Here is a 20,452-nt window from a genome sequence, read left to right as displayed (position 1 = left end):
CCCAAATGCCGAGGACGATAACGATGAGTCACTCAGTTTGATCAGGGATATTCGCTGAACCGCCCAAGCTAATCAGGGAAATTGCCCTTGAGTTCTGTTTTCCCGCGCGATGGGCGCCAATGGCCTGGTTTATGCCTATATTTTCAGAAGGTATGCATCGCAGATGCGGTGCTGAGTGAGCGCCAGCGACGCCCACGAAGATCAAAACCATTGCGTGAGGAGTAACCAGCATGATCCCTGGCATGAATGAAATGGCGAATCTCGTTGGAGGGATTGGCGGCAGCCAGTTTTCCCGGGATTTCTTCAGCTTTTGCCGTGATCAGTTGAGCGTTGATCAATGCACCGTTTTCAGCTTCGATCATCAGGGCAATCCTCAGTGCCTGGTTGCAGAGGCCCTGCATAGCCAGGCAGGCAAGCTGACTCGCACCCTTGCTCAGGAGTACACCGAAGGAGCCTTCCGCCGAGATCCGAACATCACCCTGGGACAAGCCGCCCTGACCCCTGAACAGCCAATGCTGGTACGTTGCGTTTCTCCGGCACATATCGATGATCGAGACTACCGGCGACGCTTTTATCATGACGCACTGGTGCATCAGGAACTTGCGCTGGTCAGCCATACCGACGAGCGCGTCCTCTACTGCAGCTTTTATCGCAGCGATGAGCAACGGGATTTTGTCACGCAAGACACGCTGCGGCTCCAGTATCTGAGTGGTTTCCTGACTCAGGCGCTGAGCAAACACACGCAGATGCTTGAACTTGGACGCCGGGCAATTGTGCCGGAGACAAAACCGGTACTGAGCCTGGAGCGCCGCGAAAAGATGTATGAGGACTTGCGCAGCACGCTACTCAAGGCGGCCGGTGGTCTGACTCAACGCGAAGCGCAGATCTGCGCCTCTATCGCATTGGGCTACACGACGTTGGGGATTGGCCTGAACCTGGGAATTTCGGTCAACACGGTGGCGACCCACCGTAAGCGGGCCTATGCCAAACTGGGTATTTCCTGCCAAAACGAACTGTTCGCTCGTTATTACGACAATATGGATGGCGCGCTGAATCTGAATTGACTGCAGGGCCAGTGCCCGCCTGATCGGTGGACACTGGCAGGCGATATCAGGCGTAGGTGCACACCTCCTCGAAAGACAAACGCGGCAAGCGTTGATACAACTTGCTGGCGTCGCCATACCCCAGGTTGCAGAGAAAATTGCTGCAAACCCCGGTTCCTGCAAAGAACTCACGGTCCACGGCCTGCCGGTCAAAGCCTGACATCGGCCCACAGTCCAGGCCCAGCGCCCGGGCGGCCAACATCAACCAGGCCGCTTGCAACGAGCTGTTGCGGAACGCGCACTCTTCACTCGCCGCATGATCATCGCGGAACATGTCGCTTACATCCGCATGTGGGAACAATCGGGGAAGGTGCTGCCAGAAGTTCATATCAAAGGCGATGATCACCGTGACCGGTGCACTCAACACCTTGTCGACGTTGCCAGGGCTCAGGCAGGGCTGCAAACGTTGCTTGCCTGAAGCGCTGGTGACGAACACCAGCCTTGCCGGCATGCCATTGACCGATGTCGGCGCAAATTGCGCCAACGCCCACAGTTCTTCAAGCAAGGTGTTGCTCACCGGACGTGTTTGCCAGGCACTGTGGCTGCGCCCATCACGAAACAGCCGATCGAGACTTGCATCGTCAAGGCACGACAAGCGTTGGCGCAGCTCGCACGCCAAATCCAACGTTGAATTCATGGCGACACTCATTATCAGGATGGAGGGTGACCAGCATCTGTATAGATACTGGTCAGCAACGGGTTACCAGGGGTTGGCAACGAAGGCGCGGTCGAGCACCTCGATCACTTCGTCGACATGCTCGGTGGTGAAGGTCAACGGCGGCGAGATGATCAGCTTGTTGACGATGGTACGAATCATCACTCCGTTATTCACACAGGCCTCGGAAATGGCCAGCGGATAAGCGTCTGCCGGGCCGAACGGCTCCTTGGTCGCCCTTTCCTTGACCAGCTCGACTGCCAGCATCAGCCCCTTGCCGCGCACATCGCCGATGGCCCGATGTTTGTCCTTGAGTATCAGCAGCTTCTCCAGGAAATAGTCGCCAACCACCCGTGCGTTTTCGGCGAGATTCTCCTGCAGCACGATGTCGATGGCCGCCAGCGCAGCGGCGCAAGAGACAGGGTGACCGGAATAGGTGTAGCCATGCATGTAGACCGAGGTGAAACCGGCATCACGCTCCCATGCCCGGGCGACGCGGGAGTTGACCAGTGTCGCGCTCAGAGGCACATAACCGCTGCTGATACCTTTTGCCAGGCACATGATGTCGGGCTTGACCCCCCAACCACGGGAACCGAACAACGAACCGCTGCGACCCAGTCCGGTGATGACCTCATCGGCGATCAGTAGAATGTCATACTTGTCGCAGATCTGGCGCAAGCGCGGCCAATAAGAGGCTGGGGGTACGATGACTCCGCCAGCTCCCTGGATCGGCTCGGCAATCAACGCCGCGACAGTGCCCGGCGCTTGCATTTCGATTTGCCGCTCAAGGATCTGCGCACAGATTTCTGCGAGTTCCTCTGGATCATTGGTGAAAGGGTTGCGGTATAGATGCGGTGATTCGACCTGGAAGAAGCCCGGCATCAAGGGTTCGTAGCTGCTTTTCCAGGCGTTGCCGCCACAGGCGGACATGCCACCGAAGTTCAGGCCGTGATAGCCGTTGTACAACGAGACGAACTTGACCTTGTCGGGCTGGCCTTCCAGCTTCCAGTATTGACGAGCGATTTTCAGCGCAGTCTCCACGGCGTCCGAACCGCCGAGACCAAACGATGCCTTGACCATGCCCTCCTCGGCCGCCACCTCGGTCAACTTCTGCGAAAGCGCAATGGCCGGCGCATTGGTGCTGCCGGGAAACAACGAATAGTACGCCAGCTCTTCCATCTGCCGGGTCACCGCGTCGATGATTTCACGTCGACCGTAACCGGCATTGACGCACCATAGTCCGCCCTGGCAATCGATGAAGCGACGCCCGTCAACATCAGTGATGTGTACGCCCTTACCGGACTGAATAATCAATGGGCGCTGTTCGTGCAGTGCTTTCGGATCCTGCATCGGATGCATCATGTGCACCGTGTTGTGCTCTTTGAGCCAGGCTTTGTTGTTGCTGTTCATACTGCCACTCCAGGTCATTCGTTTGGGAGAGGACTCACCGCAAGGTGTAATCCTTGTCCCTGAATCTAGGGTCTGCTCCCTACCGCGTCTCTACCCTCAAGGGGTGAGTCATGTGCCCTTGAGGGAGGTTTCAGACACTCAGCGCGTGACAATCCTGCAGGTGCCAGCCAATGCGCACTCGGTGCCCCGGCAAGCTCGGCTGCAACCCCTGGACATTGGGAATCTTGATAATGAAGTCGTCATGCCCACAGAGCTTGAGGCGTGTGCGCAGGTGGTCACCGTGATAGATGACTTCGCAGACATCTGCTTCAAAGTTGTTGCTCAGTTCTACACCAGGCTCCAGGAAGCTGACCCGCTCGGGACGCAGCGCCAGGCAACAACGCTGCCCGACTTTCAGGCCCGGTGAACTCATTGCATTGATCTGTTGGCCGGTGTCCATGGCAATCACACAGCGATCGCCCAGCAGGTTCAGGACATTGCCCTTGAGTTGATTGTTCTCGCCAATGAACTGCGCCACAAAGGCATTCGCAGGACGTTCGTAGAGTTCGCCCGGACTGGCCAGTTGCTGAATCACACCGTCATTGAACACCGCCACTCGATCAGACATAGTCAGGGCCTCACCCTGATCGTGAGTGACGTAAACCATGGTGATGCCCAGCTGGCTGTGCAGACGTTTGATTTCGTACTGCATCTGCTCGCGCAGTTGTTTATCCAGCGCACCCAGTGGCTCGTCCATCAACACCACCTTGGGTTCGAAGATCAACGCACGCGCCACCGCCACTCGTTGCTGTTGACCACCGGACAATTGCGCTGGCTTACGTGTCGCCAGGTGCTGCAGGTGCACCATCTCCAGGGCGCGCCCCACTCGATTGCGAATCTCGGCCTTGTCCAGGCGCTGAACCTGCAACGGAAATGCAAGGTTGTCGGCGATGCTCATATGCGGAAACAACGCGTAGTTCTGAAACACCATGCCGATATTGCGCTTGTGGGTCGCGATGCGGTTGATCGGCTGACCATCCAGGTAGATCTCGCCCTCACTGGCGGTTTCAAAACCAGCCAGCATCATCAGACAGGTGGTTTTGCCTGAACCGGAAGGGCCGAGCAGGGTCATGAACTCCCCCTCCCGGATATTCAGATTGAGGTTCTTGACCACCAGATTCTGGCCGTCATAGCTTTTTTTCACGCCAGCGAACCTGACGTAGGCTTCTTTATTGTTCGACATGAAGTCACGCTCTCGATTGAAATTCACATTGGCTACGATCTCGTTGCAACTGCGATCAGCTTTCGGATGCCAGCCGTTTCCCAGCCATGCGCCCGGCGTAACGTTGCAACCAGCCCAAAGTCAGCAGGAACAGTGTCGAGAGCAAGGTGAGCAAGAACGCCACGGCGGTGATGGACGGGCTCAGGTTCTCGCGCACCCCCGAGAACATTTCCCGGGGCAACGTCCGCTGCTCTGGGCCTGCCAACAACAACGACACCACCACCTCGTCGAATGACGTGGCAAAGGCGAACACCGCGCCGCTGGCCACGCCGGGAAGAATCAACGGCAAGGTGATCCGGTAGAACGTGCGCACCGGACCGGCCCCCAGGCTCGCAGCCGCCCGCAGCAAACCGCGATCAAGCCCCTGCAGCGTGGCGTTCACTGCGATCAACACAAAGGGCGTCGCCAGCGCGGTGTGCGCCAGTACCATGCCCAGGTAGGTGCTGGCCAATCCGAGGGTCGAGAACAGGAAGTAGATACCCACCGCAGTGATCACCGTCGGCACAATCATCGGCGACAACAACACCGCCATCAGCAGCGCCTTCATGCGGAAATCCGCTAGGTTCAGACCCAGCGCCGCCAATGTGCCGAGTACCGTGGCCAAGCTCATGCTGGCGACTCCGATCAACACACTGTTCTTGAGCGCGAACAGCCATTGAGGCGAGTTGAACACCTGCTGATACCAACGCAACGACCAACCATCCATGGGAAAGCTGAGAAAACTGCCGCCATTGAACGACAAGGGGATGATCACCAGGATGGGCGCCATCAGAAATATCAACACCATCCAGGCTGCGCACCGATTGAACCAGCGCCAAAACACAAAGCTTTGCATACGTTCTCCTAACGCCCGATGCGCTGTACGCCAACCAGGCCGACATAGACCCGATACAGCACCAGTGTTGCCATGAGCAGGACCATGCCCAACCCTGCAGCCAGGCCCCAGTTGATGGTGCCGCTGGTGAAGAAGGCGATGTAGTAACTGATCAACTGGTCATTCGAACCACCGATCAAGACCGGTGTGATGTAGTAGCCCAGTGCAAGAATGAAGACCAACAGTGAGCCCGCCGCGATACCTGGAATCAGTTGCGGCAAGTACACCCTGCGATACGCCGTGACCGCTCCGGCCCCCAACGATACGGCCGCTCGCATCTGAGCAGGAGGGACCGCACGCATGGCGCCGTAAAGCGGCAGGATCATGTAGGGCAGCAGCACATGACTGAGCGCAACCAGCACCCCGGTACGGTTGTAAAGCATGTGCAACGGACTTTCGATCACACCCAACGCTTGCAGGAAGCTGTTGATCAGGCCGTTGCCCTGCAGGACAACCACCCACGCCATGGTCCGTACCAGCACCGAGGTCCAGAACGGCAGAAGCACTAGCAACATGATGATTGCGCCCATACGAGGCGATGCCGACGCCATGTATTGCGCCACCGGGAACGCGAGCAACAGGGTGATCACGGTCACGGATAACGAGATGCCGAATGTTCGCGCCAGAATGCCCAGGTAGTTCGATTGCCCGTCGGCGACCCGGGTGATTTGCCCTTGCACGTTTTGCTTAAGATCCAGCGCCGTCAACAGGTAAAGGCTGGTGACGGGTCCACGGGCACGCTCGAGGGCAATCCAGGGTTCCAACTGTGCCCATTGTGGATCGATAGCGCTCAGTCGCTGGCGCCAACTGCCGTCTTGCGCCTGGGCACTCATCAGCTTGCGCGCGCTGTTGCTGATCAGGCTGCGCAACCCCGGCGTGTCGTAGTTGAGCCGCCGTGCGATAGTCCCGACGGTTTTATCCACCTGCGCCTGACGCAAATCGGCCACCAGCGCTTCATACGCGGCATCGGACGGCAAGGACCGCTGGTCCCAACCCTGCAAGGCCAACAACGTGCGAGGCAATAGCAGGGCTGTTTCCCGATCATCGACCGCCAGTTTGAGCATGCCGCTCAGCGGCAGGATGAATGTACCCACCAGGAACAGAAACAATGGCGTAATCAGCAGCAACGCCATGCACTGCCGGCGGCGCAACTGCGGGCAGCTTCGAGCCAATGCCCTGACGCGTGGTTCAACTGCGGCCACCCCGCCTGTAGCGCCTGCATCGCGCGAGTTAACGACCGTCATTTTGCAGACCATGCGGAGAATCGCTCAGTCAGAGAGTCGATATTCTCCAGCCAGTATTCAGCATTGAAGGGTACGGATTTGGCCAGGGTGTCTGGAGAACTCGGTAGTTCAGCCTGAACATCCGCGGGGATCAGGTTGTTGGCGTCCTTGTTTGCGACCCCGTAGCGAATTTTCAGCGGGAAACGCGCCTGGTTCCGCGCATCGCCAAAGTATTGAAGGAAACGGTAGGCGTCATCCTGATTGTTGCTACCCTTGAGCAGCACCCAGGAATCGACCATGAACACCCCGCCATTCCACACCACTTTGAAATTGCGTTTATCCGACTGGTTGGCGGCAAACACACGACCGTTGTAAGTGCTGGTCATGACCACCTCCCCGGAGCCCAACAGTTGCATGGGCTGATTGCCGGCCGACCACCAGATCAGATTCGGCTTGAGTTCCTCAAGCTTGGCGAATGCTCGATCGACCCCCTGCGGCGTACTTAACACGCTGTAGACCTGATCAGGCGCAACACCATCGGCCATCAGGGCGAATTCCAAGTTCATCTTCGGCCCCTGGCGCAGTGCCCGCTTGCCGGGAAACTTCTTTACGTCCCAAAAATCGGCCCAGGTTTGAGGGCCGGTTTTCAGTACGTTGCCATCGTAGGCCATGACAATGCTGTAGACGTTGGCGCCAAGACCGCATTCACTCGCAGCCCCCGGTATGAACTGCGCGGGTTTGCCGATACGGGCGAAATCCAGTGGCTGGTACAACCCCTCCTCGCACCCCAGGACCATTTCTTCGGGTTCCACCTGGACCAGGTCCCATCCGGAATCGCCCGCCAGAATCTTCGAGCGCAAGATGCCGATGCCACCGTCCCAGCTGTCTTCCTTGACTTTCAAACCTTCGGCACGCAAGGGATCGAAGAACACCTCACGCTGCGCGTCCTGAAAAACGCCTCCCCAGGACACTACGGTGACCTGAGCCGAAGCATGACCGGTCAGGACAGCACCGGCCAACAAGCCGCAGATACCCAGAGAAAACTTATGCTTCATGAACGTATCCTCAGTGCAAGCAGTCGGAAATATCGGAATGTTATTTTCACCGACTTGCTATAGCTGAAATTACGCTCCCGCGAAGCATCTAACGTCACCTTGAAGGGTGACGCCGCACCGGACGCCTCCAGATCGACGACGAAAAAAAACGGGCGCCTGTCGAGACGCCCGTCGGGGTTTTGGGTAAATGGATTGAGTAATGGGCGCCAGCCCGGCCTATAACAGGGTGTCGGCCGTCTTGCGGTCAGTGCTTATAGCCGTGGTCCGCGCCAAAGATAAGCGCCCGCTCGGACCAGTTGTGCCGCTCATCCCAATGTTTCAATACTGCCGGGGCTTCAAGCTCGTACGCTTCGTCCATTTCGGCTGTGGCCGTGTGCACACCCAGTTCCAGGCGATGCCCGGAAGGATCGAAAAAGTAGATCGAAAGCAGAAAATCATCATGATTGACCGGCCCAAGCACTTCAACACCCTTCGACTCCAGGTCGGCCTTGGCTTGCAGCAACGTCTCGACGTCCTTGACCCTGAAGGCGAAATGCTGGACCCAGCCGGGCGTTTGTGGATCCCGTCCTGAAACCGCGCCAGGATCATTGGGCAACTCGAAAAAGGCGATGCAACTGCCATCTTCCATCTGGAAAAAAATATGAATGTGCGGGCTGTAAGCCCCCGTTGAAGGCACATGGTCCTCACCCATGGCATGGATGAACTTCAAACCAAGGACATCGGTATAAAACTCGACGGTCTTGCGCGCATCCTGGCAACGAAACGCGGCGTGATGGAGACTTTTACAGAGCATGCGGGGCTCCCTGTACTGGGTTGTCTAGTGAGGTCAGTTGATTTTGCGTGGTGCGACAAGCTGATCGATGGCACCAAAAACCGAGTGACCGTCGCGGTCGAAATGCTCGATTTTGACTCGCTCGCCAAATTTCAATAACGGCGTGGAAGCCTGGCCGGTCTTGATGGTTTCCAGCGCACGCCACTCCCCGATACAACCGCAACCGACGCTATCGTCTTCATTGGAAACCGTGCCCAGACCCACCAGACTGCCAGGCTCGAAGTCACGGGTTTGCGCGACATGAGCAATCATGTGCCCATAGTGAAACGGCGTATCGATGCCGGTTTCAATGTCGCCAAAAAGCTCCCCGCGAACCCAACACTTCATTTTTCCCGACACCAGTTTGCCATCCCACAACTCACCCAACTCATCGGGCGTTACTGCGATAGGCCCCAGCGTGGACGCTGACTTGCTGGTGACAAAACCGAAGGTGCGCTTGAGTTCGGCGGGAATCAGTGCGCGCAGGGAAACATCGTTGAGCAGGACAAACAAGCGGATGTAGCCTGTGGCGTCCTGCGGCGAAACGCCCATTGGTACATCACCGGTGATGGCGGCGATTTCCGCTTCGAAGTCGATGCCCAGACCCTCGTCAGGCAGACAGATGGGATCGTTCCACGCCATGAATCCATGGGATATGCCCTGGTAAACGAGCGGCTTTTCCAACAGGTCTGCAGGCAATGTTTCACCCCGTGCTGCGCGATTGCGCTGAATGTGACTGAGGTAGCAGGCACCATCCAGATACTGATAGCTGCGGGGCAATGGCGCGGCCAACTGACTCAACTCCAGGGCAAATGCCCCGTCGACCTGGCCGTGATTCAAGCCGTCATACAACTCGCGCAACGGCGCTTCCAGTTCATCCCAGTTGTCCAGCGCAAACTGCAGGGTAGGCGCGCGCTCACCCACTTTGACCGCCAGTCGCAGATCGCGACTGACCACCAGCAGTTGGCCGTCCCGCCCGGATTTAAGTGACGCAAGCTTCATGTTTCTAACTCCATTCATTGAATAGGCAGCCATTGGCGAGGCAGACAACGTGGGCCTCCTCAGCCCACGCCTCTGCGTCATGAAGGCTCGAACAACGCGTGCAAATTATTTGAGTTGAAGAACGACCCGGGATGGAACACCCCGACTTCCATCGACAGCGCCAGATAACGCCGCTCCTGTAGCGGTGCAAAATGCGCCTGCAGGAGGCTGAAGACTGTTTGCCCGATTTCTTCACGCAGAGTCTGCGTCCGAGTGGCACTGAGCTTGAGTTCGACGTGCACCCCGGCGAAGTCACCCAGCCCATCGGCAAACCGGTAGTGGTCGGTGCGCCGTGCCCGGCTACGAATACCGCCCGTTGGAAACAACTGCATGCCGATCAATTGCCGATGGACCTTGGCGAACAACGCTTCAAGGTCCAGCTCGTGCTCCAGATTGGCGCTGTACTCAACGATCAAATGAGGCATCTGCTCCCCCCCTGCAAGTCGCTCCGATCAGCTCACGCGAACCAGCACTGTTTTGCTTTCCAGGTAGCCATCCAGGCCTTCACGACCCAGGTCACGGCCGAAACCAGATTGCTTGGTACCGCCTTCCGGCAGCGCAGGATAAGGAAAACCTTCAGTGTTGACGGACACCTTGCCGCACTTGAGTAGTGGAACCAGGCGATGCACGCGGCTCAGGTCACGACTCCAGACACTCGCCGCCAGACCGTAGACCGAGTCGTTGGCGAGCATCGCCGCCTCTTCAAGATCATCAAATGGCAAAACCGCGAGGACTGGGCCAAACACTTCCTGCTGCACCAGATCGTCCCCCTGCCCGACACCGGCCAATACCGCCGGTGCGGCGAAATACCCCGCGCCCTGAGGTGAGCGGCCTTCGGTCACCAGGCTTGCGCCCGCCTCAACCGCGCGCTGCACATAACCTTCTACTCGCTCGAGCTGACGGGCGTTGATCAGCGGCCCCATCTGACTGCCGACGACGAGCCCGGCGCCCAGACGCAGACTGTCGGCCTGGCGAGCAACACCTTCTAGGACCTGCTCATACACCCGACGCTGAACGTACAAGCGCGAGCCTGCGACACAAATTTGTCCTGCATTGGTGAAAATGGCATTCGCTGCGCCACTGATGGCTTGCGCCAGATCGGCATCATCAAAAACAATGGTGGGCGATTTACCGCCCAATTCGAGGGTGACCTTCTTCAAGGTGTCGGTGGCCAGACGATTGATCTGCTTGCCGGTCTCAGTGGATCCGGTAAAGGAAATCTTCGTAACCAGCGGGTGCCGCACCAGCGCTTCGCCTGCCTGGGCGCCGTAACCGGTGACGATGTTCACCACACCGTTTGGAAACCCCGCCTGCTGAATCAGATCGGCCAGGATCAATGCGGTCAGCGAGGCATCTTCTGCCGGCTTCAAAACCACCGTGCAACCGGCCGCCAGCGCCGGGGCCAGCTTCCAGACCGCCATCATCAACGGCACATTCCACGGGACAATGGCGCCGACCACGCCCACAGCCTCACGCGCGGTGTAAGCGAAAAACTGGCTGTCGGGAAATGGCATCTTCACGTCGACCGTGTCGCCAACAATTTTCGAAGGCCAGCCCGCCATGTAGCGCAGAACACCCGCAGCACCGCCGACATTGATTTCGGCAAAGCCAAGCGGCATACCGTTATCCACGCTTTCAATTTGCGACAGCAGCAGCGCATTATCTTCAATCAACTCCGCCAGACGCAGCATGAGACATTCACGCTCCAGTGCGGCAAGGCCGCGCCAGGACGGATGATGGAAAGCCCGATGTGCGGCCTGCACCGCAGCGTCGACTTCGGCGGCAGCGCCTGCTCCGATTGCACTCACTTGTTGTCCGCTGGAGGGGTCGAGCACGGCAATGCTGGAGGTGGGAGACTGCCATTGACCATCGATAAAGTGGCCGTGGCTGCGCTCCAGAAACACGCGGGCTGCCGGACACAGACGGGAATAATCATTACGGTCGATCGCCATGACTCAGGCTTCCTGTTACCCAATGGGGCATTGAACATGACCCCATAGTAGGAAGCGCCGAAGCATCGGCCTATACCCGTCCAAGGTGACCCCTGGCCCCATACCGGCGAGGGTTGTCAGCGTGGCGAGCCACCCAACAACCGCTGATTGACCGCCATCTGATCCCTTCCACGGGCCACCAGCCAACGCTGAAAGTCCCGGCAATGAGTCTTGTCGAAGGCGTCCTTGGCCCCCACCAGGTAATAGGACGAAGGCATCTGCAGGGCGTGGCCGAACGGCATGATCAAGCGCCCGTCGGCCAGCGCTTCGGCGATCATCGAGTGCTGCGCCAGCACCACGCCCTGGCCGAGGACTGCCGCCTGGATCGCCATCGATGACAGCGAATAAACCCGATACGCCTCGCCCATTGCCGCGACGTCGATTTGCTGCGAACTGAACCAGTCGCGCCAGGACGGCGGCGAGGCGAATTTCGGTAGCCAGTCGATCGACAGCAAGGGATAGCTCAGCAAATCCGCCGGCGTGCGCAGCGGTAAATCCTCGCGCAACAGCCGCGGGCTGCAGACCGCCACCACGCAATCGCGAAACAGCTCCACCGCATGTTCGCTGGCGCGATGGTCGCCGTACGTCACCCGAAAATCGATTTCATAACCCTCGGGCGACGGTTCGGCGTGGCTGCCGTCGAGGAACAGATTGAGCCCCGGGTGTTCGCTCTGCCAGCGGTAGATCAGCGGCGCCAGCCAATCGGAAAGCAGCGACGGCAAGGCACTGATGCGCAGGTTATGGGTGCTCCTGGCGCGCTCGACTTCGACCTGGGCGATGCGCAGGGTTTCGAACGCCGCCACGCAGCTGTCGTGATAACGCTGCCCCGCTGTGGTCAGGCTGATTCGCTTGCCGACGCGGAAGGTCAGGCTCAGGCCCAGGCTGTCCTCCAGCAGCTTCATCTGCTGGCTCACCGCACCCGCCGAAATGCCCAGGCGGCGCGCCGCTTCGACAATCCCGCCGTAACGCCCGACGGCTTCAAACACCTGAATGGCACGCAGCGAAGGCAAGTTGTTCATCGGCATCTCCCGTGTGGCGAGGGCCGATTATTAGTTTAGCTGAGCTAAACGAAGCAACAGTTTTAGCCATCTTTTCGAAATTTCAGGTTCTCGTATTCTGGACCTGTACCACGACCTTGCATTAGCCCAGCCGCCCACTCGAAAAATCAAAAAAGGCCCGGAACAATGAAAAAACTCATGCTCGCCACGGTTCTCGCGCTCGCCTCCACCAGTGCCCTGGCCAATGACCTGACCACCCTGCGCTTCGGCGTCGATCCGACCTTCGCCCCGTTCGAATCGCGCGAACCCAGCGGGCAACTGGTGGGGTTCGATATCGACCTGGGCAACGCCATCTGCGCGCAGCTCAAGACCAAGTGCGTGTGGGTCGAAAGCGCCTTCGACAGCATCATCCCGGCGCTGAAGGCGAACAAGTTCGATGCGATTCTTTCGGCGATGACCGTTAACGAAAAGCGCAAGCAGACCATCGACTTCTCCGACCGCCTGTACAACTCCCCCAGCCGCCTGATCGCCAAGGACGGCAGCGGCCTGCTGCCCACCGTCGAATCGCTGCAGGGCAAGCGCGTCGGCGTCGCCCAAGGTAGTACCCAGGAAGCCTACGTCAAGGCCAAGTGGGCGCCGCACGGGGTGACCATGGTCTCCTACAACAACCAGGACCTGGTCTACCCGGACCTCACCAGCGGGCGCATCGACGCCACATTGACTGACGCAGTGGTGGCCGATATCGGCTTCCTGCAGACCCCGGGCAACACCGGTTTCGCCTTTGCCGGCGACGCGGTCCGCGACGAACAGATCCTCGGCCTGGGCATCGCCATTGGCCTGCGCAAGGACGACCAGAAACTGGCGGACGCGATCAACGGCGCGCTGGCAGAAATGCACAAGAACGGCACCTACGACCGGCTGCAGAAGCAGTACTTCAGTTTCGACATCTACAACTGAACCCGTCGCCCGCCATCCCGATAAGGAGCCATCCCCATGTTCTTGCGAAACGCCTGGTACGTCGCCGCCAGTGAAGCCGAACTGGCTGAACAACTGCACCCCGTCACCCTGCTCGGTGAAGCCGTGGTCCTGTACCGCAAGGGCGACGGCACGCCCGTCGCCCTCGAAGACGCCTGCCCGCACCGCAAGCTGCCGCTGTCGATGGGCCGGCGCAAAGGTGACGACCTGGAGTGCGGCTACCACGGCCTGACCTTCGACTGCTCCGGCAGTTGCGTGCGCGCGCCCGGCAGCCAGCGCATTCCCCAGGGCGCCAGGGTGCGCAGTTATCCGCTGGAGGTGCGCTACGGGTTTATCTGGATCTGGATGGGCGACCCGGCGCAGGCCGATCCAGCGCAGATCTGCCACGTCCCGGAATGGGGCGATCCGGCCTGGGGCCTGAATCGCGGCGACAGCATGCTGATCCCGTGCAACTACCTGTACATGACCGACAACCTGCTGGACCCGGCCCATGTCGCCTGGGTCCATCAGTCGTCCTTCGGCAATGCGGCCTGTGCCGAGGAACCGCTGCAAACCACAGTCACCGAACAGGGTGTAATCGTTTCGCGCTGGATGCGTGACGTCGAGGTGGCGCCCTTCTATGCCAAGTTCGTCCAGTTCAGCGGCCACTGCGATCGCAAGCAACACTACGAAGTGCACTACCCGTCCCAGGCGATCATCAAGGCCCTGTTCACCCCCGCCGGCACCGGTCGCGACGACGGCGAACTGCACGAGCAGGTGTTCCTGATGAACTCCTACAACTTCATGACCCCGGTCGATGAAAATAACACCCGCTACTACTGGTTCCAGGTGCGCAATTTCGATACCGAGAACGAGGACGTATCACGCCAGTTCGACGAAGACGTGCGCCACGCCTTTGCCGAGGATCGGGTGGTGCTGACCGCCGTACACCAGGGCATGGCCAACAAGCGCACGCCGAACATCGACCTGGCCTCCGACTCCGGGCCGCTGCGCTTTCGCCGCAATCTGGACAAACTGATTGCCCAGGAACAGCCGGCCAACCTGATCCCCCTCTCGCGTCAGCTGGAGGCCTGAGATGGGCACGCCTTTGCACACCTCAAGCGGGTTCAAACGCTATCGGGTGGTTGAGAAAAGAGCCGAAAGCGCGGTGATCACCTCCTTCGTACTGGAGGCGGCCGACGGTGTTTCCCACCTGCACTTTCGCCCCGGACAGTTCCTCGTGGTGCGTCTGGAACTGGGCGATGGTGTGACTGCCGTGCGCAACTACAGCCTGTCCGGCGACCCGGCGGACCCGGCGCGGTTGCGCATTTCGGTGAAGCGCGAGCCGGCGCCGTTCGACCGCCCGGACCTGCCGGCGGGCCAGGGCTCCAACTACCTCCACGATCAAGTGCAGGTCGGCCACAGCCTGGAGATCGCCGGCCCCACCGGCAGTTTCGTCCTCGATGAAGACAGCCCGCGCCCGGTGCTGCTGTTCAGCGGCGGCGTCGGCCTGACCCCGATGCTCAGCATGCTGCACCGATTGAGCCGCGAATCACTGCGCTCGGTGTACTTCCTCCACGCTTGCGAAAATGGCGCGGTGCATGGGTTCCGCGATGAAGTGCTGGCTCTGGCCGACCGCCGTCCGGGGATCACCGCGCACTTTTGCTACCGCAATCCGACTCCGGAGGACAAGGCCCAGCCGGCCTTCCACAGCCAGGGCCTGATCAGCCGCGAAACCCTGCAACAGCTGCTGCCGCTGGACGACTACGACGTTTACCTGTGCGGCCCGCGCCCGTTCATGCAGGCCAACTGGCGCCTGCTGCGCAGCCTGGGCATCGCCGCCGGGCGCATCCACTACGAATTCTTCGGCCCGGCGACCATTCTTGAGGAAGATGAAGATTGCGCACCTGCTGCGCCGATAGTTGAGCCCCCCACTCTGCTCGAGGGTGAACTGAGCGTCGAGTTCCTGCCCTCCGGCAAGCGAGTGGCCTGGGACCCGGGTTGCCACTCCCTGCTGGAACTCGCTGAACAGGCCGGCCTGACCCCAGCCTTCAACTGCCGGGCAGGCCTGTGCAACACCTGCCAGGTATCGCTGCGCCAAGGGTCGGTGGAGTATTTTGAAGAGCCGCTGGATGTGCCGCAGGGCGGGAGTATTTTGCTGTGCTGCTCGCGGCCGACCAGTGCGGTCGTGGTTGATTTAGGGAGGTGAATGGTCACGGGGTGCCGATGACGCTTGGAAAGTCTGACACCCTGCCACTGCCAGATAAAGACCCATCCTACGAACCACCCGGAAACGTCTGATACCCACAGTTATCCCCTTCGTGAAAGCCTTCCAGCGCTTTATCGAGGGTGGGAAACGTCCTTCCCGAGCACTCTAAACCAGTCCAGGGAAGTACGAATTGTGTCCAGCAGTCCGCGTGTATTTTACAACCACAGCCGCCACACCCTCGAAATCAACAACCTCAAGACCCCCATCGACGTCCTCACTTTCGACGGCGTCGAAGGCCTGAGTCAGCCCTTCCTCTACACCATTGAATTCACCAGCGCCGAGCAGGACATCAGCGTCGAGCAGGTGCTCAATCAGCGTGCCTGGTTCAGCCTGCACGCGCCGCCGGTGAAGAATCTCGTGTTCTTTCAAACCCCGGTGTCCACGCTTTTGCGCACCTTTTATGGGGTGATCACCGGCTTTCAGCGCCTATCCGCCAGCCGCGACGAGGCGCGCTATTCGGTCACCCTGCAACCGCGCCTGGCCCTGGCCGGGCGCGGTAAGCAGAGCCGGATTTACCAACAGCAGTCGGTGCCGGAAATCGTCAAAAGCATCCTGCTCGGCCGTCACGACATGGAGCATTTCGACTGCCCGTTCCATCTGGTGCGTGAGTACCCGCGGCGCGAGCAGGTGATGCAGTACGACGAAAGCGACCTGGATTTTATTCATCGTCTGCTCGCCGAAGTCGGCATCTGGTACCGCATCGGCTGCCACCCGACAACCGGTCATGACGTCGTGGAATTTCACGATGAACAGAAGGGTTATCAATTCGACATCGAGCTGCCGTACCGCGGCCTCACGGGCCTGAGCAGCGGCGATCAGGACAGCGTGTGGAACCTGCAGACCCGCCACCAGGTGGTGGAAAAACACATCACCTTCCGCAGCTATAAACCGCTGGATGCCCGCGCCTACCTTGATGGCGACGTCAATCAGGTTCGCAACGACAAGACCACCTCTGGCGAGGCGTTTTACTACGGCTTGCCCTACAGCGAACTGGGCAACAAGCTGTACCAATTCGAAAGCCTGGCCAGCGAAAGCGGCTACCACTTTGCCCGCCTGCGTCACGAGCGTTTTCTCAACCAACGCACCCGCCTCAGCGGCAGCACCGACAGCCCGACCCTGGCCCCCGGGCAAGTGCTGAACATGCCTGAAGGCGCCCCCCAGGCCTTTCGCCCAGGCGCGGTGATCACCCACCTGCGCACCTGCGCTGCCCGCGACGCCAGTTTCATCGCCCACTTCGAGGCGATGCCCTACGACCACTTCATCTGCTTCCGTCCGCCCGTACTGCCAAAACCACAAATGGTCGGGACACTTCCTGCGCGGATCAGCAGCCACTCCGCCGGCGACACCTATGCCTACCTCGACGGCCATGGCTACTACCGGGTCAAATTCCTTTTCGACCGCGACACTTGGCCCCAAGGCCGCGAAAGCCGCTGGCTGCGCCTGGCCCGGCCCTACGCCGGCGACACCTACGGCCTACATCTACCGCTGATTTTCGGCACCGAAGTGGCGATCGCTTTCGAAGAAGGCGACCCGGACCGCCCCTACATCGCCCACGCCCTGCACGACAGCGACCGCCCCGACGTCATCACCGACAGAAAGCGCGACCACAGCCGCAACGTCCTGCGCACCCCGGCCAACAACAAATTGCGCATGGAGGATTTGCGCAGGCAGGAGCACGTCAAGCTCAGCACGGAATATGGCGGCAAGAGTCAGCTGAATCTGGGGCATTTGGTGGATGCCAAGAAACAGAAGCGCGGGGAAGGGGTTGAGCTGAGGACCGATGATTGGGGGGTGATTCGGGCCGGCAAGGGGATCTTTATCAGTGCGGATGCGCAGCCCAAGGCGCAAGGCCCGGTGCTGGAAATGGACAGCGCCGTGGCACGCCTGCAACAGGCCGGCGAACAGCTGCAAAAACTCTCGGTCGACGCCCAGGCCGCCAACGCCGATCCGGCGGACGTCAGCGCACAACTGAAGCTGCTGCGCGAAGACCTCAAGCAACTGCAATCAGAAGTCGTGCTGCTCAGCGCACCGAAGGGCATCGCCCTCACCAGCGGCCAACACCTGCAACTGGCGGCCCAGCACAACCTCATGCTCAACGCCGGTGGCCAGGCCGATCTCAGCGTGGTCAAGCGCCTGTTCATCGGCGTCGGCGAAGGCCTGAGCCTGTTCGTGCGCAAGCTCGGGATCAAGCTGATCGCCAACCAGGGCCCGGTGCAGATTCAGGCACAAAACGACCGCCTGGAACTGATCGCCCGCCACGGCCTGGAGATCAGCAGCAGCGAAGACGAAATCCGCATCACCGCGAAAAAGAAAATCACCCTGAATGCCGGCGGTAGCTACATCACCCTGGATGAGTGCGGCATCGAGTCGGGGACGGTGGGGGATTATCGGGTGAAATCGGCGAGGCAGTTCTTCACCGGCCCGGCGAGCATCAAAGCGACCCATCCGGACTACCCAAAAAGCCTGTCCCAACAGCAGCAGGTGCGGCTCAGCGTGCCGCGTGTGCCCAATGCATCTGGTCGGGGTTGGGAAGGCATGCCTTACACGCTGTACGCCGATGGTGCGGAGCTGCAACGCGGGGTCCTTGACGACAGCGGCTCGGTGCTCATCGACCATCAAGTGGTCACCCGCAGCTACCGCATGGTGTTGAGCAATGGCGTGTCCTTCGGCGTGCCGGTGCCCACCGAGTACCGCAATCCCGAGCAAGCGCACCTGGCCAATGCCGGGCTGCAAAACCACCCCGGCCAGGTCAGCGATGACGAATACGCCGCGCCCTCCTCCCACACGGATCACCGCGATCGCTACGAAGCGGTGCTGAACCCCCACAGCGACCAGGAAGGTAAATACCCATGAGCCAAGCCGACATCATCGTGCCCATCGCCTTGCAGCACACCCAGACCGCGACCTGCACCGCCCCTTGGTACGTGCAGCGCACCGAATACCATCCGCTGGAGGCCACCTATGAACCGCTGATCAATGGCGAGGAAACCTTTCGCGCCGTGCACCTGGCCATCGCCCAGGCGAAGAAGTCGGTGGACATCATCTGCTGGGGCTTCCAGCCCTCGATGTTTTTTATCCGCGATGGCAAGGCGCCGTGCATCGGAGACTTGTTGATGGAAAAAGCCAGCAAAGGGGTTGAGGTGCGGCTGCTGGGCTGGGAGATGCCATTCAACAGTGCAGGTTATGCCGGGGAGGCCAATCTGCCCGGCAAGGGCCCTTACCGATTCTACGACCGGAAGCTGCAACCTTCTTCGGATGAGCAATACGCCTTCGACCGCCAGTGGTTTTCCCGATGTGCCCACAGCGACCACCTGGCACCGGCGATGCTCATGGCGCGCAATGTGCCGGTGTTCGTCAGCCGTGGATTCAACCTCAGCGAGAGGACGGAAATTGCCCACCAGGCGAAGTACAAAAGCCTCGACCCGCAGTTAAGTCCCTCGACGCTGGCGATATTGACCACCACCGCGACCCACCATCAGAAGACGGTAATTGTCGACTACGAACTGCCCGACAGTGCTATCGGCTTTGTAATGGGTCACAACATGCTCGACGAGTATTGGGACACCAACCAGCACTCGGCCCTGCGACGTTCAGACAAAGAAAAACCCGCGCCCGATGCTGGCCCGCGCGGTGCCACTCCGCGTCAGGACATTTCATGCCAGATCAGCGGCCCGATCCTCGAACACCTGCACCACAACTTCGCCATTGCCTGGCGCAAGGAAACCACAGAAGACCTGTTCATCCTGCGCCAGGCCAAACTCATTGGCCCGCAATTGCCTTTAAAGCCCGGCGTGACCCGCCAGTTGGCGCAACTGCTGCGCACCCAGCCCCAGGAAGGCAAGCGCGACATCGAGCGGCTCTATCTGCAAACCGCCAACAATGCGACCCAGTTCATCTACATCGAAAACCAGTACTTCCGGTGGCCACCGCTGGCCGACCTGATCAAGCACAACGCTGCCAAACAGACGCTGGACGGGCGCGATCCCGGCCTGCATGGTGCCTTGCACCTGTTCGTGATCACCAACGCCACCGATGACGGTATCGGCAAGGGCACGGTCAACACCCAGCGCATGCTCGAAAGCCTGGGGCGCGGCGACACCATGCCCAAGGTCACAAAACTGCGCCGCATCGAACAGGCAAAAGCCCAGGCCGCAGTAGAAGCACCCACTCTGGGTGAGTTGCTGGAACGCAGGGCCTTGATCGCCCTCACCACCTTGACCGATGCCGCCACCGACGGCGAGAGCAGCCTCAAGGCCTGGAAGGCTCGGGAGGAGGCGGCCAACAACAACCGCTGGCGGATGGCCGATCTCGAAGAAAAAATCAAAGCAATCGAGAAAGAAACCTTCAAAGAAAAACCCAAAATCCCGGGCCTGAACGTCCATGTGTGCTCGCTGGTGGCGCCCGATTCGCCCGCCGGAAAACCCTGGATGCCGGTGTACATCCACTCCAAATTGATGATCGTCGACGACGTCTTCACCACCCACGGCTCGGCCAACATCAACACCCGCAGCATGCAGGTCGACAGCGAGATGAACATTGCCCATGAGTGGGCGAGTGTGACCCAGGCGTTACGCAGGCGGTTGTGGGATCTGCATACGGATGGGAAGGGGGTGCAGGATGATGCGGGTAAAGCATTCAAGGCTTGGCAGGACATCATCGACCTCAACAAAACTCTTCAATCAGAGGAGCGGGCACCCTACGCCCCTCTGGTCGAGTTCTATTACGACGAAGCCATCCTGTCGGACCTCGACTAATGCGCTTGCTCCTACTGTTTTCTTGCCTGCTGCTGGTCGCCTGCGACTCCAGC

At 59.8% G+C, this 20,452-nt stretch carries 17 protein-coding genes; 6 read left to right on the top strand and 11 right to left on the bottom strand.

What is annotated here, in order from left to right; genetic code table 11:
• Nucleotides 1-230 precede the first annotated feature (230 nt).
• On the top strand, nucleotides 231-1,064 hold the full coding sequence (locus KW062_RS11940; RefSeq protein ID WP_027620393.1) for a helix-turn-helix transcriptional regulator: 834 nt from the start codon (nucleotides 231-233) through the stop codon (nucleotides 1,062-1,064).
• A gap of 46 nt (nucleotides 1,065-1,110) precedes the next feature.
• Here the strand turns inward: KW062_RS11940 and KW062_RS11935 are convergent, their stop codons facing one another.
• From KW062_RS11935 to KW062_RS11885, 11 genes are all read right to left on the bottom strand, one after another.
• The gene (locus KW062_RS11935; RefSeq protein ID WP_051550581.1) at nucleotides 1,111-1,740 is read right to left on the bottom strand and encodes a malonic semialdehyde reductase; all 630 of its coding nucleotides are present in this window, start codon (nucleotides 1,738-1,740) and stop codon (nucleotides 1,111-1,113) included.
• 63 nt (nucleotides 1,741-1,803) lie between these two features.
• The gene (locus tag KW062_RS11930; RefSeq protein WP_081786405.1) at nucleotides 1,804-3,168 is read right to left on the bottom strand and encodes an aminotransferase class III-fold pyridoxal phosphate-dependent enzyme; all 1,365 of its coding nucleotides are present in this window, start codon (nucleotides 3,166-3,168) and stop codon (nucleotides 1,804-1,806) included.
• Nucleotides 3,169-3,298: 130 nt separating this feature from the next.
• Complete coding sequence (locus tag KW062_RS11925; protein ID WP_027620396.1) at nucleotides 3,299-4,390, bottom strand: ABC transporter ATP-binding protein; 1,092 nt, start codon at nucleotides 4,388-4,390, stop codon at nucleotides 3,299-3,301.
• A gap of 55 nt (nucleotides 4,391-4,445) precedes the next feature.
• Nucleotides 4,446-5,264 carry an ABC transporter permease gene (locus KW062_RS11920; protein WP_033866383.1) on the bottom strand — a complete coding sequence of 273 codons (819 nt, stop codon included), beginning with the start codon at nucleotides 5,262-5,264 and terminating at the stop codon, nucleotides 4,446-4,448.
• Nucleotides 5,265-5,272: 8 nt separating this feature from the next.
• The gene (locus KW062_RS11915; RefSeq protein WP_051550599.1) at nucleotides 5,273-6,547 is read right to left on the bottom strand and encodes an ABC transporter permease; all 1,275 of its coding nucleotides are present in this window, start codon (nucleotides 6,545-6,547) and stop codon (nucleotides 5,273-5,275) included.
• Nucleotides 6,544-7,581 carry an ABC transporter substrate-binding protein gene (locus KW062_RS11910; protein ID WP_027620399.1) on the bottom strand — a complete coding sequence of 346 codons (1,038 nt, stop codon included), beginning with the start codon at nucleotides 7,579-7,581 and terminating at the stop codon, nucleotides 6,544-6,546. The genes KW062_RS11915 and KW062_RS11910 overlap by 4 nt, the downstream gene beginning before the upstream one ends.
• A 244-nt stretch (nucleotides 7,582-7,825) precedes the next feature.
• On the bottom strand, nucleotides 7,826-8,374 hold the full coding sequence (locus tag KW062_RS11905; RefSeq protein ID WP_027620400.1) for a VOC family protein: 549 nt from the start codon (nucleotides 8,372-8,374) through the stop codon (nucleotides 7,826-7,828).
• A gap of 33 nt (nucleotides 8,375-8,407) precedes the next feature.
• Nucleotides 8,408-9,394: a fumarylacetoacetate hydrolase family protein gene (locus KW062_RS11900; protein WP_027620401.1), complete on the bottom strand. Its 987-nt coding sequence runs from the start codon at nucleotides 9,392-9,394 to the stop codon at nucleotides 8,408-8,410.
• A 77-nt stretch (nucleotides 9,395-9,471) separates the two neighbouring features.
• Complete coding sequence (locus KW062_RS11895) at nucleotides 9,472-9,858, bottom strand: hypothetical protein (RefSeq protein ID WP_027620402.1); 387 nt, start codon at nucleotides 9,856-9,858, stop codon at nucleotides 9,472-9,474.
• A 27-nt stretch (nucleotides 9,859-9,885) separates the two neighbouring features.
• The gene (locus tag KW062_RS11890; RefSeq protein ID WP_105756015.1) at nucleotides 9,886-11,385 is read right to left on the bottom strand and encodes an aldehyde dehydrogenase family protein; all 1,500 of its coding nucleotides are present in this window, start codon (nucleotides 11,383-11,385) and stop codon (nucleotides 9,886-9,888) included.
• A gap of 116 nt (nucleotides 11,386-11,501) precedes the next feature.
• Nucleotides 11,502-12,443, bottom strand: a complete 942-nt coding sequence (locus KW062_RS11885; protein WP_027620404.1) for a LysR substrate-binding domain-containing protein — start codon at nucleotides 12,441-12,443, stop codon at nucleotides 11,502-11,504.
• A gap of 165 nt (nucleotides 12,444-12,608) precedes the next feature.
• Between KW062_RS11885 and KW062_RS11880 the strand changes: the two genes are divergently transcribed.
• The 5 genes from KW062_RS11880 to KW062_RS11860 all read left to right on the top strand — a co-directional run bounded on the left by KW062_RS11880 (nucleotide 12,609) and on the right by KW062_RS11860 (nucleotide 20,399).
• Nucleotides 12,609-13,379, top strand: a complete 771-nt coding sequence (locus KW062_RS11880; RefSeq protein WP_105756014.1) for an ABC transporter substrate-binding protein — start codon at nucleotides 12,609-12,611, stop codon at nucleotides 13,377-13,379.
• Nucleotides 13,380-13,415: 36 nt separating this feature from the next.
• Nucleotides 13,416-14,471, top strand: a complete 1,056-nt coding sequence (locus KW062_RS11875) for an aromatic ring-hydroxylating dioxygenase subunit alpha (RefSeq protein WP_027620406.1) — start codon at nucleotides 13,416-13,418, stop codon at nucleotides 14,469-14,471.
• A gap of 1 nt (nucleotide 14,472) precedes the next feature.
• Nucleotides 14,473-15,585, top strand: coding sequence for an FAD-binding oxidoreductase (locus KW062_RS11870; protein ID WP_105756013.1), 1,113 nt, complete (start codon nucleotides 14,473-14,475; stop codon nucleotides 15,583-15,585).
• A gap of 192 nt (nucleotides 15,586-15,777) precedes the next feature.
• The gene (locus tag KW062_RS11865; RefSeq protein WP_218424841.1) at nucleotides 15,778-18,498 is read left to right on the top strand and encodes a type VI secretion system Vgr family protein; all 2,721 of its coding nucleotides are present in this window, start codon (nucleotides 15,778-15,780) and stop codon (nucleotides 18,496-18,498) included.
• Nucleotides 18,495-20,399 carry a phospholipase D-like domain-containing protein gene (locus KW062_RS11860; RefSeq protein WP_105756080.1) on the top strand — a complete coding sequence of 635 codons (1,905 nt, stop codon included), beginning with the start codon at nucleotides 18,495-18,497 and terminating at the stop codon, nucleotides 20,397-20,399. Before KW062_RS11865 ends, KW062_RS11860 begins: the two co-directional genes overlap by 4 nt.
• Nucleotides 20,400-20,452 lie beyond the last annotated feature (53 nt).

It is taken from the genome of Pseudomonas fluorescens, assembly GCF_019212185.1.
GTDB lineage: Bacteria > Pseudomonadota > Gammaproteobacteria > Pseudomonadales > Pseudomonadaceae > Aquipseudomonas.
The sequence above is the reverse complement of the archived record's forward strand: the minus strand, read 5'-3'. Positions and strand labels throughout refer to the sequence as shown.

Bases quoted from the DNA above. Each gene is read 5' to 3' on its own strand.
- KW062_RS11940 (WP_027620393.1), top strand. From the start codon at position 231: ATGATCCCTGGCATGAATGAAATGGCGAATCTCGTTGGAGGGATTGGC.
- KW062_RS11935 (WP_051550581.1), bottom strand. From the start codon at position 1,740: ATGAATTCAACGTTGGATTTGGCGTGCGAGCTGCGCCAACGCTTGTCG.
- KW062_RS11930 (WP_081786405.1), bottom strand. From the start codon at position 3,168: ATGAACAGCAACAACAAAGCCTGGCTCAAAGAGCACAACACGGTGCAC.
- KW062_RS11925 (WP_027620396.1), bottom strand. From the start codon at position 4,390: ATGTCGAACAATAAAGAAGCCTACGTCAGGTTCGCTGGCGTGAAAAAA.
- KW062_RS11920 (WP_033866383.1), bottom strand. From the start codon at position 5,264: ATGCAAAGCTTTGTGTTTTGGCGCTGGTTCAATCGGTGCGCAGCCTGG.
- KW062_RS11915 (WP_051550599.1), bottom strand. From the start codon at position 6,547: ATGACGGTCGTTAACTCGCGCGATGCAGGCGCTACAGGCGGGGTGGCC.
- KW062_RS11910 (WP_027620399.1), bottom strand. From the start codon at position 7,581: ATGAAGCATAAGTTTTCTCTGGGTATCTGCGGCTTGTTGGCCGGTGCT.
- KW062_RS11905 (WP_027620400.1), bottom strand. From the start codon at position 8,374: ATGCTCTGTAAAAGTCTCCATCACGCCGCGTTTCGTTGCCAGGATGCG.
- KW062_RS11900 (WP_027620401.1), bottom strand. From the start codon at position 9,394: ATGAAGCTTGCGTCACTTAAATCCGGGCGGGACGGCCAACTGCTGGTG.
- KW062_RS11895 (WP_027620402.1), bottom strand. From the start codon at position 9,858: ATGCCTCATTTGATCGTTGAGTACAGCGCCAATCTGGAGCACGAGCTG.
- KW062_RS11890 (WP_105756015.1), bottom strand. From the start codon at position 11,385: ATGGCGATCGACCGTAATGATTATTCCCGTCTGTGTCCGGCAGCCCGC.
- KW062_RS11885 (WP_027620404.1), bottom strand. From the start codon at position 12,443: ATGAACAACTTGCCTTCGCTGCGTGCCATTCAGGTGTTTGAAGCCGTC.
- KW062_RS11880 (WP_105756014.1), top strand. From the start codon at position 12,609: ATGAAAAAACTCATGCTCGCCACGGTTCTCGCGCTCGCCTCCACCAGT.
- KW062_RS11875 (WP_027620406.1), top strand. From the start codon at position 13,416: ATGTTCTTGCGAAACGCCTGGTACGTCGCCGCCAGTGAAGCCGAACTG.
- KW062_RS11870 (WP_105756013.1), top strand. From the start codon at position 14,473: ATGGGCACGCCTTTGCACACCTCAAGCGGGTTCAAACGCTATCGGGTG.
- KW062_RS11860 (WP_105756080.1), top strand. From the start codon at position 18,495: ATGAGCCAAGCCGACATCATCGTGCCCATCGCCTTGCAGCACACCCAG.